The 14,483-nt window shown below is 68.9% G+C and carries 14 protein-coding genes; 5 read left to right on the top strand and 9 right to left on the bottom strand.

Annotated elements, in window-relative coordinates; translation table 11 throughout:
* Window positions 1–178: 178 nt before the first annotated feature.
* Entirely contained in the window at window positions 179–1,747 is a 1,569-nt protein-coding gene (locus ACLJQ7_RS04340; RefSeq protein ID WP_410646826.1) for a discoidin domain-containing protein, read from the bottom strand.
* A gap of 173 nt (window positions 1,748–1,920) precedes the next feature.
* Here ACLJQ7_RS04340 and ACLJQ7_RS04345 point away from each other — a divergent pair, with 173 nt between their 5' ends.
* The 3 genes from ACLJQ7_RS04345 to ACLJQ7_RS04355 all read left to right on the top strand — a co-directional run bounded on the left by ACLJQ7_RS04345 (window position 1,921) and on the right by ACLJQ7_RS04355 (window position 4,985).
* Complete coding sequence (locus ACLJQ7_RS04345) at window positions 1,921–3,444, top strand: PucR family transcriptional regulator (RefSeq protein ID WP_410646827.1); 1,524 nt, start codon at window positions 1,921–1,923, stop codon at window positions 3,442–3,444.
* A gap of 108 nt (window positions 3,445–3,552) precedes the next feature.
* A complete protein-coding gene (locus tag ACLJQ7_RS04350; RefSeq protein WP_410646828.1) occupies window positions 3,553–4,818 on the top strand; it encodes an NAD(P)/FAD-dependent oxidoreductase in 1,266 nt (421 codons plus the stop codon).
* On the top strand, window positions 4,815–4,985 hold the full coding sequence (locus ACLJQ7_RS04355; RefSeq protein ID WP_410646829.1) for a hypothetical protein: 171 nt from the start codon (window positions 4,815–4,817) through the stop codon (window positions 4,983–4,985). Before ACLJQ7_RS04350 ends, ACLJQ7_RS04355 begins: the two co-directional genes overlap by 4 nt.
* Before the next feature lie 99 nt (window positions 4,986–5,084).
* On the opposite strand, the gene ACLJQ7_RS04360 is transcribed toward ACLJQ7_RS04355, so the two are convergent.
* The 4 genes from ACLJQ7_RS04360 to ACLJQ7_RS04375 all read right to left on the bottom strand — a co-directional run bounded on the left by ACLJQ7_RS04360 (window position 5,085) and on the right by ACLJQ7_RS04375 (window position 8,962).
* Window positions 5,085–5,315, bottom strand: coding sequence for a hypothetical protein (locus tag ACLJQ7_RS04360; RefSeq protein ID WP_410646830.1), 231 nt, complete (start codon window positions 5,313–5,315; stop codon window positions 5,085–5,087).
* A 74-nt stretch (window positions 5,316–5,389) separates the two neighbouring features.
* A complete protein-coding gene (locus tag ACLJQ7_RS04365) occupies window positions 5,390–7,564 on the bottom strand; it encodes a xanthine dehydrogenase family protein molybdopterin-binding subunit (RefSeq protein WP_410646831.1) in 2,175 nt (724 codons plus the stop codon).
* Complete coding sequence (locus ACLJQ7_RS04370) at window positions 7,561–8,523, bottom strand: FAD binding domain-containing protein (protein WP_410646832.1); 963 nt, start codon at window positions 8,521–8,523, stop codon at window positions 7,561–7,563. Before ACLJQ7_RS04370 ends, ACLJQ7_RS04365 begins: the two co-directional genes overlap by 4 nt.
* A complete protein-coding gene (locus tag ACLJQ7_RS04375) occupies window positions 8,510–8,962 on the bottom strand; it encodes a (2Fe-2S)-binding protein (protein ID WP_410646833.1) in 453 nt (150 codons plus the stop codon). Before ACLJQ7_RS04375 ends, ACLJQ7_RS04370 begins: the two co-directional genes overlap by 14 nt.
* 223 nt (window positions 8,963–9,185) lie before the next feature.
* Between ACLJQ7_RS04375 and ACLJQ7_RS04380 the strand changes: the two genes are divergently transcribed.
* Window positions 9,186–9,761, top strand: a complete 576-nt coding sequence (locus ACLJQ7_RS04380) for a TetR/AcrR family transcriptional regulator (RefSeq protein WP_410646834.1) — start codon at window positions 9,186–9,188, stop codon at window positions 9,759–9,761.
* Between the two features lie 31 nt (window positions 9,762–9,792).
* Here ACLJQ7_RS04380 and ACLJQ7_RS04385 read toward each other — a convergent pair whose 3' ends face one another.
* Together ACLJQ7_RS04385 and ACLJQ7_RS04390 are read right to left on the bottom strand one after the other, a co-directional pair.
* Window positions 9,793–11,532, bottom strand: coding sequence for a pyruvate dehydrogenase (locus tag ACLJQ7_RS04385; protein ID WP_410646835.1), 1,740 nt, complete (start codon window positions 11,530–11,532; stop codon window positions 9,793–9,795).
* Between the two features lie 194 nt (window positions 11,533–11,726).
* Window positions 11,727–12,317 carry an isochorismatase family protein gene (locus ACLJQ7_RS04390; protein ID WP_410646836.1) on the bottom strand — a complete coding sequence of 197 codons (591 nt, stop codon included), beginning with the start codon at window positions 12,315–12,317 and terminating at the stop codon, window positions 11,727–11,729.
* Window positions 12,318–12,437: 120 nt separating this feature from the next.
* On the opposite strand from ACLJQ7_RS04390, the gene ACLJQ7_RS04395 reads away from it, so the two are divergent.
* Window positions 12,438–13,409: a helix-turn-helix domain-containing protein gene (locus ACLJQ7_RS04395; protein ID WP_410646837.1), complete on the top strand. Its 972-nt coding sequence runs from the start codon at window positions 12,438–12,440 to the stop codon at window positions 13,407–13,409.
* Window positions 13,410–13,739: 330 nt separating this feature from the next.
* On the opposite strand, the gene ACLJQ7_RS04400 is transcribed toward ACLJQ7_RS04395, so the two are convergent.
* Entirely contained in the window at window positions 13,740–13,889 is a 150-nt protein-coding gene (locus tag ACLJQ7_RS04400; protein ID WP_410646838.1) for a hypothetical protein, read from the bottom strand.
* Window positions 13,890–14,046: 157 nt separating this feature from the next.
* Window positions 14,047–14,397, bottom strand: coding sequence for a beta/gamma crystallin domain-containing protein (locus ACLJQ7_RS04405; RefSeq protein ID WP_410646839.1), 351 nt, complete (start codon window positions 14,395–14,397; stop codon window positions 14,047–14,049).
* Window positions 14,398–14,483: the final 86 nt, after the last annotated feature.

Here is a 14,483-nt window from a genome sequence, read left to right on the forward strand (position 1 = left end):
TCACCTGTACTCCTGGATGGGCCTGAGGCGTGTTTTACAGCGAGAGAGGGGTAAGCAAGGGGTCATGTCTTGATTGGGTGCGCGGGGGTCGTGAGTGGTAATGGTCGTTCTAACGCTCTTTATCACTCACGACCCCCCATCGAAAACCGCAGGCGCGTACGGCACCGCACCACGGCCGTCAGCGGCAGGTGTACGGTCCCGCCTTGTCGAGCACATTCCCGTTGGTGTCGTGGATTTCCCAGGAGTAGGACTTCCCGTTCAGCATCAGCTTCATCACCCCGTGCTTGGCGAGGATCTTCTCCACCCCTTCACGTGCCTTGTAGTCCGTGTAGAGGTAGTCGCCGCCGATACCGGCGATGACCGAGCGCACGCCGTTGGTCTCGTCGACATGCCCGTTGACGTCCAACGGCTTCGTCCGCTCGTAGTGGTGGTCGTGACCGGTGATCACCATGTCCGCCTTGGCCCTGGCCAGCTCGTTCCACAGCGGTGCCATCTGCTTCTTGTCCCCGGAGTTCCCCGAGTTGAAGCGCGGGTGGTGCCAGTACCCGATGACGCAGGACTTCGTGTTCTTCGCCAGGTCGTTGCGCAGCCAGCTCACCTGGTCGGAACCACCGCCGGTGTAGATCGGATTGGAGTCCATCGCGACGAAGTGGAAGTCACCGATGTCGTAGCTGTAGTACGGCAGACCCTGCGGATACGCGATCGAGCCGAAGTACTCCTTGTAGCCCCTGAGCTGGTCGTCCCATTCGTGATTGCCGGTCGTGGGTTTGGTGATGCTCTTGAACTTGCCCCACGTCTTGTCGTAGTGCGAGCGGTATTCGGAGATGGTGCCCTTGTGGTACTGGTTGTCGCCCACGGTCAGCACGTACTTGGGGTTGATCCTGGCGACCTGGTTCGCGGTCCCCTGGTGCGTGGAGAACAGCTCCGGGTTGGCGATGTCACCCGCGAGCGCGAGGGTGACGGGGCCGGTGCCACCGGGCTGGGTCGCGGCCCTGATCACCGGACTCGCCGCGGAGACGTTTCCTGCCGCGTCTCGTGCCCGCACGGCGTAGCCGAACTCCACTCCGGACGCCAGGCCCCGGTCGGTGTAGGTGGTCGTCGCCGTGGTCCCGACGACGTTCCCGTCGCGGAGCACCTCGTACTCGGTGACCCCGACGTTGTCGGTGGACGCGGTCCAGCCGAGGGTGACACTGTCCGTCGTGGTGGCGCTTGCGGCGAGACCGGTGGGCGCCGTCGGCGCTTGAGTGTCCCCGCCGCCGACGCGGTCACCGTAGATTTCCAGCTCCCACAACGAGTAGCCGTAGGTCGTGCCGCGAGCCGTGCCGTGGACGCGGATGTGGCGTGCGGTGGCGTTGAGGCCGATGTGCTCGTCGATGCCTCCGTCGCCACCGACGACGGACTTGATGTCGGTCCAGGTCCGGCCGTCGGCCGAGCCCTGGATCTTGTAGGTCTTGGCGTAGGCGACTTCCCAGTTCAGTTTCACCTTGGTGACGGTCGAGGTGGCGCCGAGGTCGACGGCGATCCATTGCGGGTCGACCATCTCCTCGCTCGCCCACCGGGTCAAGGCGTTGCCGTCGACGGCGTTGGCGCCGCCGAACCCGGCACCCTCCACCGACGAGGTCGTGGTCGGTTTGCCCCCGGACAGCAGTGCTTCCGCTTGCGCGGCGGTACCCGAAGAGATCAAGGTCTGCCCCAGCAGGGCCAGCGTCGCCACCGCGACACCGGCCAGGGGTGTTCTCCGTTTCATGCGAACTCCTCGACGTTGCGGAGTCGGCGAGTACCGGCGGTGGGCGGCGACTTGTCAGCCGGGTCGCTTTAGTTAAGTAAGTTTCCTAACGATTGCAGTGTAAAAGGTCCTTGAACTCACAGTCAACGGTGAACGCGTCGTGCCCGGCATCATTTGATGGCAGGGTCGCGGCCATGGTGACGCTGGATCGGCTCGTGAACGTCCTGGGTGGATACGGGGCACGGCTGTGGTGCTGCCCGGTGTCGCGCGAGGTGGCCTTGCGCGACGTCGTGATGCACGACGCCGCCGACCCCCGGGACCTGCGCGGCGACGTCTTCCTCGCCGTCGGGACGGACTCGATCGCGACGGCCGTCGACCTGGCCGTCGCGGCACACGCCTCGGTCGTCCTGGTCCGCGGATCGGCGCCGGACGAGCGCGCCGAGAGCGGCGCCGTCGCCGTGCTGCTGGTGGACCCGGACGTGTCCTGGGGCCAGCTCGCCGGCGTGGTCTACGGGCTGGTCCTGGAAGGCCGCGAGACCGAGTCGGGCCGCGGTCCGACCGACCTGTTCGCGCTGGCCGACAGCCTCGCGGACGCGCTTGGCAACGCGGTCACCATCGAGGACCGGCTCTCCCGGGTACTGGCGTACTCCAGCAGGCAGCACCTGGCCGACCGGGCGCGGCTGGAGACGATCCTCGGCAGGCGCGTCCCGGAGCCGGTCCGCGATCTGTTCGAGCGGCGGGGCGTGTTCGGGCATCTCGCGGAATCCGACGAGCCGCTGTTCGTCGAAGCCGATTCCGAACACGGGCTCACCGGGCGCATGGTCGTAGCCGTTCGCGCGGGCCGGGAACTGCTGGGCTCGATCTGGGTGGAATGCGACCGGCCGCTGACCGACGCCCGTCGTGTGGTCCTGCGGGACAGTTCGCGCACGGTCGGCCTGCACCTCCTGCGCTCCCGGGCCAGCGCGGACCTGGAGCGGCAGGTCGAATCCGACCTCGTCATCCGGCTGGTGGAGGGCACGCCGGACGCGGCGGCCGTGCTCAGCAGGCTCGGCCTGCCTCCCGGCCGGTTCCGGGTGATCGCGCTCCAGGCCCATATCGGCGACGAGCGCCACGCCGCGCTCCTGCTCGCGTTCGAGCGTGCGACGACCGGTTTCGGCTGGTCACGGCCGGGCCGCAGCACGCTGTTCAGCAATACCGTCTACACCGTCCTGCCCGGGGACGACGTCGAGGCGGCCAGGGCATGGGTGCGTTCGATCCGCGAAGCGCTGCCCCGGCAGGTGACGATGCTGGCCGGGATCGGCGCGGGCGCGGCGTCGGCGGAACTGCCTGCCAGCAGGCTGGAAGCCGACGAATGTCTCGCGTTGCACGCCGTGCGGTCGGGCACGAAATCCGCGATCGCCTACGACGAGGCCTGGGACGACATCCTCGTGCAACGGCTGCGGGCCGCCGCGGCGTCCGGCAGGGCACCGGCGCGCGGGCCGATCACCGAGTTGCGGCGGCACGACAGCGCCAACGCCACCAGCTACGTCGCGACGCTGCGCGCCTGGCTCGAAGCGCAGGGGGATCTCGCCGAGGCCGCCGAGCGGCTCGAAGTGCACCCCAACACGATCCGCTACCGGCTCCGGAAGATGGCGGAAGTGACCGAACTCCGCCTCGACCAGCCCGCCAAACGGTTGGCGATGATCATCGAACTGGCCGTGTCCGACCCAGCCCCTTGACCGTTCCGGCCAAACCAGCCCGCCCGGATTGTCGGATCCGGACAATCTCCGCCGCCCGGATCCGAGCCATCCTGACCGCGACAGCACCACTCGGGCGCGGAGGAATTCATGGGCGAGCTCGACCGGATCGACGGCGGCCCGCGTTCGGCGATCGTGATCGGAGCCGGCGTGGTCGGCCTGTCGACCGCGTGGTTCCTGCAGGAACGCGGTGTCGGCGTCACGGTGCTGGACCGCGCAGGCATCGCGGCGGGAGCGTCGTGGGGCAACGCCGGCTGGCTCTCCCCCGGCCTCGCGATCCCGCTCAACGAACCCGGCGTCCTGCGCTACGGACTGCGGACTCTGCTGGACCCGCAGGCACCGTTGCACGTTCCACCGTCCCCCGATCCGCGGCTGTGGTCATTTCTCGCCCGCTTCGCCGTGAACTGCACCGGACGCTCGTGGACCCGCGCGGTCGTAGCGAACTCGCCGCTGAACGAAGAGTGCCTGGAAGCCTTCGACGTCCTCACCGCGAACGGGGTGGACGCGCCGACCATCGAAGCGCCGATCACCGCGGCGTTCGAGACCACGGACCAGGCCGCGGCGCTGATCTCCGAACTGCGGCGCATCGGGGAAACCGGGCAGGACATCTCCTGGACACGGCTCACCGCCGCCGATCTCGCCGAGCGCTTTCCCCAGGCCACGGCTCGGCTCGGCGCCGCCGTGCGGATCGACGGGCAGCGCTACGTGGACCCGGGCCGGTTCGTCGAATCGCTGGCCCGGGCGGTGGTCGGCCGGGGCGGCACCATCCGCCACAAATTCGAGGTCGCTTCACTGCGCGCGTACCGTCACGCGCTGAGCGTGCGCTCGACGACCGGCCAGACGGTGAACGCCAACGCGGTCGTGCTCGCGACCGGGGCCTGGCTGGGTGACCTGGGCCGGAAGTGGGGAGTCAAGGTGCCCGTCCGCGCCGGAGGCGGCTACTCCTTCACCGTGCCGACCGACCGTCCGGTGCCTGGCCCGCTGTACCTGCCGGACATCCGCGTGGCGTGCACGCCGTACCGAGGAGGCCTCCGCGTGGCCGGGACGATGGAGTTCCGGAAACCGGACGCACCACTGGATCCGGCCCGGATCGCCTCGATCATCGCGTCGGCACGGCCCTTTCTCACCGGGCTGGACTGGGAGGGGCGCACCGACGAATGGGTCGGCTCCCGCCCGGTCACCACCGACGGGCGGCACGTGATCGGCGCGACGAGCACACCCGGGCTCTACGTCGCGGGCGGCCACGGGATGTGGGGACTGACCCACGGCCCGATCACCGGACGGCTCCTGGCCGAGCACATCACCACCGGCAAGCAGCCGGAGGCCCTGCGCCCGTTCGATCCGCTTCGCCGATGACCCGGGACAACGAAACCCCCTTCGACGAACAGTCCGAAGTGGACCGTCTTCGCGCCGAGAACGCCCTGCTGCGCGCCGAGAAGGACCTTCTGCTGAAGGCCGCGATCGGGTTCGCCACCGACGCGGGCGTCTTCCAGCGGCGGTCCCGTGAACCAGAGGCCCGCTGACCGACGCGGGACTCACCGAAGGTCTGCGCCCCCCATAGACGGGGCATGGCCGCATAGTGCCCGAATCGAACCAGTGAACTTCACCGCGTCCAGCGGCGCTCAGCGGTCTTGGCGACCTTCACGTTCGCGGAGTACGCGGGCCTCCCGGCGGCGCAGGTCGGCTCGTTCCGTCCAGCCGTCGATCAGGTCGTACCCCGCGATGCCCAGCCCGAGCAGGCCCAGGATGCCGGTGATCACCGCGGCGGGGATCAGGTCGAGCATGGAGCACAGCACGGCCGTACCCATCAGGACCGCGCCGATGCCGAGGTTCCACTTGCCGAAGCCGCTCATGCCGGAATGATGCCGTACGGCAGGCGCGATCGTGGAGATCCGGGACGTCCTGTGTCCCGAATCTCCACGATCCCCTATGACTCCTCGAGGAGGTCCTCGATCAGGATGGGAATGTGCCGGACCCGGATGCCGGTGGCGTTGTGGACGGCGTTCGCGACGGCCGCCGCCATTCCGACGATGCCGATCTCGCCCAGCCCCTTCGCGCCGACCGAGTTGTGCAGGGTGTCCGGGTACTCGAGGAAGTGGACGTCGACGTCGGGGATGTCCGCGTTCACCGGGATCAGGTAGCCCGCGAAGTCACCGTTGGCGAAGCTCCCGTTCTCCTCGACCTCCAATCCCTCGTGCAGGGCGGCCGAAACACCCCAGATCATGCCTCCGAGGATCTGGCTGCGCGCCGCCACGGGGTTGATGATCCGGCCGGCGTCGAACACCCCGAGCATGCGGGACACCCGGATCTCGCGGGTCCACTTGTGCACGCGGACTTCGCAGAACTGCGCGCCGAACGAGCTGAACGAATGTTTCGTCAGCTCCTCGCCGGGCGCCGAGGAACCGGTCACGGACAACGAGGGGCGGTCCAGTGCCCGCAACAGTTCCCCGAAGGACATCGTCCGGTCTCCGGCCAGCACTCGGCCGTCCGCATAGGAGACGTCCATGCCGTCGAACGGCGCACCCGGTGACGACGCCAGTGCGAGCAGCTCGTCGATCGCCTTGGCCGCGGCGATCATGATGGCCGTGCCCGCGCTCGCGGTCGCCGTGGACCCGCCGGACATGCCTCCGGGCGGGAGGGTCGAGTCACCGAGTTGCGGCACCACGCGATCCGACGAAATGTCCAGTGATTCCCCGCCCACCAGGGAAAGCACGGTCAGCAGGCCCGTTCCGGGGTCCGCCCCGCTGGTCGCGACGACGGCCGTGTCGTCGGGCAGCAGGGTGACTCCGACCGTGGCCGGGAACCGCAGTGCGGGGAACATCGCGGTGGCCGTGCCCATGCCTACGAGCCAGTTGCCGTCCGTGCGTCCTCGGGGTGCGCGATCCGCCCAGCCGAATCGCGCCGCGCCGACGCGGAAGCATTCGTCGAGGTGTTTGCTCGACCACTGCAGATCCTTGCCGGGCGGAGCGGTCGAATTGTTCCGCTGCCGCAGCTCGATCGGGTCCATGCCCAGCGCGATCGCGAGTTCGTCGATCGCGCTCTCCAGCGCGAAGGATCCCGGTGCTTCGCCCGGAGCCCGCATGAAGGTGGACGGCGGGATGGTGAGCGGCACCATCTTCTGGCTGATGGCCAGGTTCCGGGTGGCGTACCACTCGCGCGACGTGCCGTGTGACGTCGGCTCGACGAACGACCGGTCCATGGGCGTGCTGCACCACGAATCGTGCCGCAGGGCGTTCAGCGTGCCGTCGTGCTCCGCACCGAGCGCGATCTTCTGCACCGTCGCGGCACGGCCCGCGGTCGCGGTGAAGACCTGCTCCCGGCTGAGCACGGCTTTCACCGGCCTGTCCAGCACCCTGGCCGCCGCCGCGGCGAGGAACGCCGGGGTGGACGTGCGGCCCTTGCCCCCGAACGCACCGCCGACGAAGGGATTCACCGCGTGCACCTCGGACGGCTTCGCGTCCAGCGCCATCGCCAGCTCCGCCGCCTGGAGGTCGGATCCCTGGTTGCCGCTGTAGATCGTCAGGCCGTCGGGCCCCCACACCGCGACCGCGGAATGCGGTTCCATCGGGGCGTGATGCTGAGACGCGGTGGTGTACGTGGCCTCGACGACCACCGGGCTCTCCGCGAGCGCGTCCTCGATGGACTCGACGCCCTCCGCGAGGACGGCGAAGGCCGACGGCACACCCCGCGATTCCGGCGCGTCCTCGGCCGACGCGAGGCCCTCCTGGAGCGAAGTCAGCGCGGGCCGGGTCAGGTACGAGACCTCGACCAGCATCGCCGCGTCACGCGCCTGTTCGTAGGTCTCGGCGACCACGAATCCGATCGGCTGGCCGTAGTACGTGACTTCCTTGTCCTGCAACGGAACCCAGGTCTCGCCCATGAACTGCGTGGTCGGAGTGCGCAGCTCCAGCGGATCGAAGGGCGTGTACACGCCGATCACACCGGGCGCGCCCTTCGCCGCCGCGACGTCCATCGTGTCGATCTCACCGTGGGCGATCGTGCTGAGCACGACGTAACCGTGGACCAGTCCGGGGAACGTGTGGTCCGCCCCGTACTCGGCCCTGCCGGTGACCTTCAGCGGCCCTTCCACCCGGCCGGTCATGAGCGGCTCCCCTCGGTCAGCTCGAGCAGCGCGCGGACGATGGTCCGCCGCAGCAACGACGTCTTGAATCCGTTCGCCGCCAGCGGGCGCGCTCCCTCGGCGGCGAGTGCCGCGGCGTCTTCGAAGGCGGCGACCGTCGCGGGCGCACCCCGCAAGGCCTCCTCGACCGCGGGCAACCGCCACGGCACGGTGGCCACGCCGCCGGCCGCGACCCGGGCGTCGACGACGCGCGAGCCTTCCACCCGCAGCGCGACCGCCGCGGAGCACAGCGCGAACTCGTAAGACTGCCTGTCCCGCACCTTGACGTAGGTGGAGTTCGACGCCCAGTCCAGCCGCGGGACCTCGACCTCGGCGATCAGTTCGCCGGGTCGCAGGTCGTTCTCGACCTCGGGAGTGTCGCCGGGCAGGCGGTAGAAGGAGCCCAGCTCGACGGTGCGGCTCCCGGTCTCGCTGATCAGGCGGAGCCGCGCGTCGAGGGCGACCAGGGCGACGGCGACGTCGCTGGCGTGGGTCGCCACGCACGAATCGCTCGTACCCAGCACCGCGTGCATCCGGTTCGCGCCGGAGATCGCCGGGCAGCCACTGCCGGGGACTCGCCGGTTGCACGGCATGGCGACGTCACGGAAGTACGAGCAGCGCGTGCGCTGCATGAGGTTTCCGCCGATGCTGGCCATGTTCCGGATCTGCTGGGAGGCGCTGAGCAGCAGCGCACGGGAGATCGCCGGGTACACCCCTGGATGTCCGGCGATGTCCGCCATCCGCTCCAGCGCGCCGAACCGGAGCCCGTCGGCGGTGTCGATGCCGCGCAGCGGTACCGCGTTGATGTCGAGTACCTGCGGCGGGGTCAGGACATTGAGTTTCATCAGGTCGACGAGTGTGGTGCCGCCGGCCAGGAACGTGCCGGGCGAGCCGACCGCGTCTTCGACGGTCTCGGGTGCGAGCAGCTCAAAGGGACGCATCGGCCCTCCTCGCCTGCTCGACCGCGGCGACGATGTTCGGGTACGCCGCGCATCGGCAGAGATTGCCGGACATGAACTCGCGGACGTCCTCGACGCCTTGCTCGACGGCGGCGACCGCCGACATGATCTGCCCGGAGGTGCAGAATCCGCACTGCAGGGCGTCCTGATCGACGAACGCCTGCTGAACCGGATGCCAACCGTCCTCTGTGGACAGTGCTTCGACCGTGGTCACCGGCTGCTTCACGGTGGCGGCCAGGGTCAAGCAAGAAAGCACCGGCCGTCCGCCGACGTGCACCGTGCAGGCGCCGCACTGCCCTCTGTCACAACCCTTCTTCGGACCGGTGACGGCGAGCCGCTCCCGCAGCGCGTCCAGCAGGGTCACCCCGGGATCGACACCGAGATGTTCCGTCCTGCCATTGACTTCGAGTGAGATGTCCACTGAATCTCTTTCCGCAGATCGTCCGGGCCGGGGGCCCGACGGCGTAGGTTGAGGTGGTGGGGAGTCTGTTCGCGAGACGAAACGGATATTCATCCGCTTCGATTTTCAAGTTAGCGGAATACAATCCGCTCGGCAAGGTCGATGCTTCCCCTGGAGTCGCTCCAGGTCCGACGGGTTCCTCGGCTACATTCACCGGAGAACGGGTCGGCGGACAGGAGGGTCCATGACGACGGGATCGGTCAATCCCCGGCGCGCGGACACCCGCCGCAACCACGAGCGCATCCTCGCCACCGCGGCGAAGTCGCTGGCATGTTCCGGCGAAGTCTCCTTCAATGCCATCGCGAAGCAGGCCGAGGTCGGCGTCGGCACGGTGTACCGGCACTTCCCCACGCCGGAGGCCCTCATCCTGGCGGTGTACCGGCGCGAGGTGCGCCAGCTCGTCGAGATCGTGCCGAGCCTGCTCGAGAAGTACCCGCCGGAGCAGGCGTTCCGCGTGTGGACCACCGACCACCTGGTGCACTACATGATGACCAAACGCGGCTTGGCCGAAGCTCTGCGCGCCGCGACCGCCTCACGCGGCGAGCTGCCCGCGGGCGCCTACCAGGACATGGTCGGCGCGGTTTCCACCTTGCTGCAGGCCAACATCGAAGCCGGCACCGTCCGCGCGGACCTGAAGCCCGAGACCGTCCTACGTGGACTGGGCGGGCTGCTCTACCTCGACTCGAAAGGCGAATGGCGGCGCGACGTCGCGAGCCTGCTCGACCTGCTGTGGCACGGGATGGGCACCGGCCGGGCCTGACGCGTGCCCTGCCCCCGGTGCCGCGAAAGCGTCACGGCCGGGGGATGTTCCGGAGATTCGCCCGGGCGAGGTCGATCATCCGGCCGACCCCGCCTTCGAGGACGACCTTGCTCGCGGCCAAGGCGAACCCACCGAGCTGGCCGGCGGTGATATGCGGCGGGACGGACAGCGCGTTCGGGTCGGTCACGACGTCCACGAGCGCCGGGCCGTCGTGACTCAGCGCTTCCTTGAGGGCCGCGCGCAGCCGGGTCGGATCGGTCACCCGCTCGGCGCGCAGACCCGCACCACTGGCGATGGCGGCGAAATCGACCGGGCGGTGGTCGGTCTGGTAGTCGGGCAGACCGTCCACCAGCATCTCCAGCTTCACCATGCCCAGCGAAGAATTGTTGAACGTCACGATCTTGACCGGGAGGTCGTGCAGGGCCACGGTGAGCAGTTCTCCGAGCAGCATGCCCAGCCCTCCGTCGCCAGACATCGACACGACCTGGCGTCCCGGATAGGCGAACTGAGCGCCGATGGCGTGCGGCAGGGCGTTGGCCATCGTGCCGTGCAGGAACGACCCGATGACGCGGCGGCGCCCGTTGGGCGTGAGATACCTGGCCGCCCACACGTTGCACATACCGGTGTCGACGGTGAAGATCGCGTCGTCCGCGGCGAGCTCGTCGAGGAGATCCGCGGCGAACTCCGGATGGATGGGCACGTGCCGCTCGACGTTGCGGGTGTAGGCGTCGACGACCTGTTCCAGCGTTTTGCAGTGATCACGCAGCATGCGGTCCAGGAACGTCCGGTCGGTCTTGCGCCGCAGGAGCGGCTGCACGGCCCGCAGGGTCTCCCGCACGTCGCCGTGTACCGCCAGTTCGAGCGGGGTGCGTCGGCCGAGGCGTGTCGCGTCATGGTCCACCTGCACGGTCCGCGCCTGCGGAAGGAAGGAGTCGTAAGGGAAATCGGTGCCCAGCAAGACCAGCAGATCCGCGTCGTGCATCGCCCGGTAGCAGGCGCCGTAGCCGAGCAACCCGCTCATCCCGACGTCGTAGGGGTTGTCGTACTGGATCCATTCCTTGCCGCGCAGGCTGTGGCCGACCGGTGCCTGCAGGGTCCCGGCCAGCTCCATCACCTCCGCGTGCGCGCCGCGCACCCCGGCGCCGGCGAACAAGGTGACGGTCTCGGCGTCGTTGATCAACTCCGCGAGCCGCGCCACCTGGGGCTCGGGAGGCACGATCGTCCCGTGTTCGGTGACCGGCGCGCCCGATCCGGTGGGCGCGACAGCGTCGAGGTGCGCGACGTCGCCGGGCAGCACCAGCACCGAAACCTCGCCCCGGGACACGGCGTGCTGCATGGCGATCCGCAACACCCTGGGCATCTGAGCGGGCCCGCTGATCTGTTCGCAATACCCACTGCAGTCGACGAACAGCCGCTCGGGATGGGTCTCCTGGAAGAACCCGGTCCCGATCTGGCCGGACGGGATGTGCGAAGCGAGCGCGAGTACCGGTGCGCCGGTGCGGTGCGCGTCGTAAAGCCCTTGCACCAGATGGGTGTTGCCGGGGCCGCAGCTACCCGCGCATACCGCGAGCCGCCCGGTCAACTGGGCCTCGGCGGCCGCGGCGAAGGCACCTGCCTCCTCGTTGCGGACATGGACCCATTCGATCCCCGGGGTGCGGCGGATCGCGTCGACGACGGGGTTCAGGCTGTCCCCGACCACACCGTAGATCCGTTCCACCCCGGCCTGGACCAGGACTTGGACGAACTGCTCGGCGATGTTGGGCTTGGCCATCACGACCCCTTCGATACTTCGGTGGCGGACACCCTCATGATCCACGCGCGAGCCCAACCCCGCAGGTCCTATCTCGCTGCAGTTGAGGCAGGCTCCGGTCCGTGAAGGCCTCCTTGAGGGACCCAGAGTCCCTCAAGGAGGCCTTCACGGACTTGGGCGAGCCCCCACGCGCACCAGTAGTCACAGCGGCTGCGCTAGCCGAGTTCGGCCGAGGAACCGACGACGACGGCATAGAGGTCGCCGATCGTGGCGAGCGCCGCGCGGTGCTGGTCCGCGGCGGTCACCGGACCGGCGACGGAAGGAAGCGCACGCGTGGCGCAGGCCGCGGCCACCACGGTCGGGGTGTTCCCGCGCAGGAACGCGCCCTCGGCGGTGAAGGTGACGCACATATGGGTCATGAACCCGGCCACGACGACGTTCTGGTGCCCGGCGGCATCGACCAGCTCCCCCAGCCGGGTCCCGACGAACGAGTTCGGCGCGGTCTTCACCACGACCTCCTCACCCGGGCCGGGGGCGACCCGCTCGTGGATCCGGCCGATGTCCTGGCCGAGGTCGTACGGGCTGCCCTCGCCACCGTCGTGCATGACGTGGATGACCGTTGCGCCCTCGGCGCGAGCGCGCGCCAGCAAGGTGGCCGCTTCATCGAGCGCCGCTTCCCAGCCATCGAGTTCCATCACGCCGCGCGTGTAAGTGTTCTGGTAGTCGACGAGGATCACGGTCGCGTCCGAGAGCGTCGCGGGGGCCGTCGGCAAGGCGCTGATCTCGCGGAGGGTGGTGCTGGTCATCGTGTGTTCCTTCGCTTTCCGGTCGGTACGGTTACCATGATCGCTGACCCGATCCGATAGTGAGATACGGTTTCGGGTCAGCTGTGGTCGAGATCGGCCGACATCCGAGGGAAGGGTTCGATGAGCGCTCCGAGTGTGGCCGTCCTGGCGTTCGACGGGATCAGCCCGTTCCATCTCGCCGTGCCGTCCCTGGTGTGGGGGCCTGAATCCCCGGCGGGCGACATGGAGCCGTGGCCGATCACGGTCGCCGCCGTCGCCCCGGGCAGGCTCACCACAAGTGCCGGCTATTCGATCGACGTCCCCGCCGGGCTCGGCGCGCTCGCGGAGGCCGACATCGTCGTCGTACCGTGGTGGTCCGACCCGGAATCCCCGACGCCCTCGCCCGTGGCCGCCGCACTTCGAGCCGCGCACGAGCGCGGAGCACTCGTCGTCGGACTCTGCCTGGGGGTCTTCGCCCTCGCGGACGCCGGCATCCTCGACGGGCGCGCCGCGACCACCCACTGGAAATGGGTCGAAACCTTCCGGAGGCGCTTCCCTTCGGTGGAGTTGCGTCCCGAAGAGCTGTACCTCGACGAAGGCGACATCGTGACCGGCGCGGGCGCCACCGCCGGGATCGACACCTGCCTTCATCTGCTCGCCCGCACGGCCGGGCAGGTCGTCGCCAACCGCGTCGCCCGCCGGATCGTCGCCGCGCCGCACCGTCCCGGCGGCCAGGCCCAGTTCATCGAGCTTCCCGTGCCGTCCGCGGACGAGGACCCGCTCACCGCCGTGATGAGCTGGGCGCGGTCCCATCCGGACGCGCCGCACAGCATCGACGACCTCGCCGCCCGGGCGCATATGAGCCGGAGCACCTTCACCCGCTCGTTCCGCGCCCGCACCGGGACCACCGTCCACAGCTGGCTTGTCGCGCAACGCCTCGCGCGGGCACGTCACCTTCTCGAGACGACCGAGCTCGGTATCGACGCGGTCGCCGCGCAGTCGGGGTTCGGCACGCCTGCCCGTCTTCGCGAGCACTTCGCCACCGCGCTGGGCACGACGCCGACGCGCTACCGCGTCGAGTTCTCCGCAGGGAAATCCTTTTCCCGCAACTGACGGGAAGTGGAATCATTATTTCCACACCGGCGGGGACTGAGTACGGACACGAAAAGAGCCACGCCCTGCACTCGCCTTTTACCTCGGCGAATAGCTCACCCCGAAGGGTGAGTTTTACCGAGCATTGCCCTGCGGAACTGGATCGCAGAAGCCTCACCCTGGTCGCCACCCCGTCCGAACAGGGCGAAAGCGAACCGGCGACCCCGGACGCCCGGCCTACGACCGGCAGCCCCCGCGATGGACCCTCGACGGTCTGACCTGCGCCCGTCGCACGGCCGCGGAGCTCCGTGCCCAGGCGGGCGCGCCGCCCGAATGATTCCCGGCGGGAAGCTACGCCGAGGTCGCGAGACCGGCTTCGCGGTCGAAGTCGTGCTCGTCCTCGGCCTGCGTGCGCGCCACCATCTTCGCGACCAGGTCGAAGATCGGCGTGGCTTCCTGCGGAAAGGTCACGCTCTGCTGGTTCGTACTCTCGGCGATCATGAACCGCTACTCCTCACGGGTGATGACTACAGCGACCGTTCACTCTAACGGTCGCGTCGGCGGTGACGGGCCGTATTCGGAGTTTTCGGTCGAAGCTCACCCCTGGTGACCGGTACGGAGGGCCGCGCGGTCCTCCGTACCGGTCACCAAGAGGTCGTCACCAGATGCGAACCTCGTAGACCCGGACGGTTCCGGCGAAGCCGACATTCCGCCGGTATCCCAGGGTCGTCGACTCGTACCGCCCGTTACGTTCGTAGTTGACCGTCACCTTGTTGTCGCCGGCGGAGATGTTGTAGACACCGCCGATGTCCGTGCCGGTGACGCCGTCGTTCGCGAAGCAGCGGTTGGTCCCCATCCCGTTGCCGAACGAGATGTCCAGCTTCACGAAATCGTCCCGGTTGCCGCAGGCGACGGTGTTGATGGCGAAGGCCGGGCTCGCCGGAACCGCGACGAGCAGGCCGAGGGCGGCCGCACCGACGACCGAAAACCTCTTGAGACTCTTCCGCATGTGGCTGGATTTCCTTCCTCGCGGGATGATCGCCCGGACGCGAGCGAGCCTATTCACGACGGCGGCGTGGGAGAACGAAATCTCCG

The organism is Amycolatopsis sp. cmx-4-54 (genome assembly GCF_046548895.1).
Taxonomy (GTDB): domain Bacteria; phylum Actinomycetota; class Actinomycetes; order Mycobacteriales; family Pseudonocardiaceae; genus Amycolatopsis.

Excerpts from the sequence above, each read along its gene's own strand:
- ACLJQ7_RS04365 (WP_410646831.1), bottom strand. The coding sequence starts at position 7,564 with ATGACCGGCCGGGTGGAAGGGCCGCTGAAGGTCACCGGCAGGGCCGAG.
- ACLJQ7_RS04405 (WP_410646839.1), bottom strand. The coding sequence starts at position 14,397 with ATGCGGAAGAGTCTCAAGAGGTTTTCGGTCGTCGGTGCGGCCGCCCTC.
- ACLJQ7_RS04395 (WP_410646837.1), top strand. The coding sequence starts at position 12,438 with ATGAGCGCTCCGAGTGTGGCCGTCCTGGCGTTCGACGGGATCAGCCCG.
- ACLJQ7_RS04355 (WP_410646829.1), top strand. The coding sequence starts at position 4,815 with ATGACCCGGGACAACGAAACCCCCTTCGACGAACAGTCCGAAGTGGAC.
- ACLJQ7_RS04385 (WP_410646835.1), bottom strand. The coding sequence starts at position 11,532 with ATGGCCAAGCCCAACATCGCCGAGCAGTTCGTCCAAGTCCTGGTCCAG.
- ACLJQ7_RS04345 (WP_410646827.1), top strand. The coding sequence starts at position 1,921 with ATGGTGACGCTGGATCGGCTCGTGAACGTCCTGGGTGGATACGGGGCA.
- ACLJQ7_RS04380 (WP_410646834.1), top strand. The coding sequence starts at position 9,186 with ATGACGACGGGATCGGTCAATCCCCGGCGCGCGGACACCCGCCGCAAC.
- ACLJQ7_RS04340 (WP_410646826.1), bottom strand. The coding sequence starts at position 1,747 with ATGAAACGGAGAACACCCCTGGCCGGTGTCGCGGTGGCGACGCTGGCC.
- ACLJQ7_RS04390 (WP_410646836.1), bottom strand. The coding sequence starts at position 12,317 with ATGACCAGCACCACCCTCCGCGAGATCAGCGCCTTGCCGACGGCCCCC.
- ACLJQ7_RS04360 (WP_410646830.1), bottom strand. The coding sequence starts at position 5,315 with ATGAGCGGCTTCGGCAAGTGGAACCTCGGCATCGGCGCGGTCCTGATG.
- ACLJQ7_RS04370 (WP_410646832.1), bottom strand. The coding sequence starts at position 8,523 with ATGCGTCCCTTTGAGCTGCTCGCACCCGAGACCGTCGAAGACGCGGTC.
- ACLJQ7_RS04350 (WP_410646828.1), top strand. The coding sequence starts at position 3,553 with ATGGGCGAGCTCGACCGGATCGACGGCGGCCCGCGTTCGGCGATCGTG.
- ACLJQ7_RS04400 (WP_410646838.1), bottom strand. The coding sequence starts at position 13,889 with ATGATCGCCGAGAGTACGAACCAGCAGAGCGTGACCTTTCCGCAGGAA.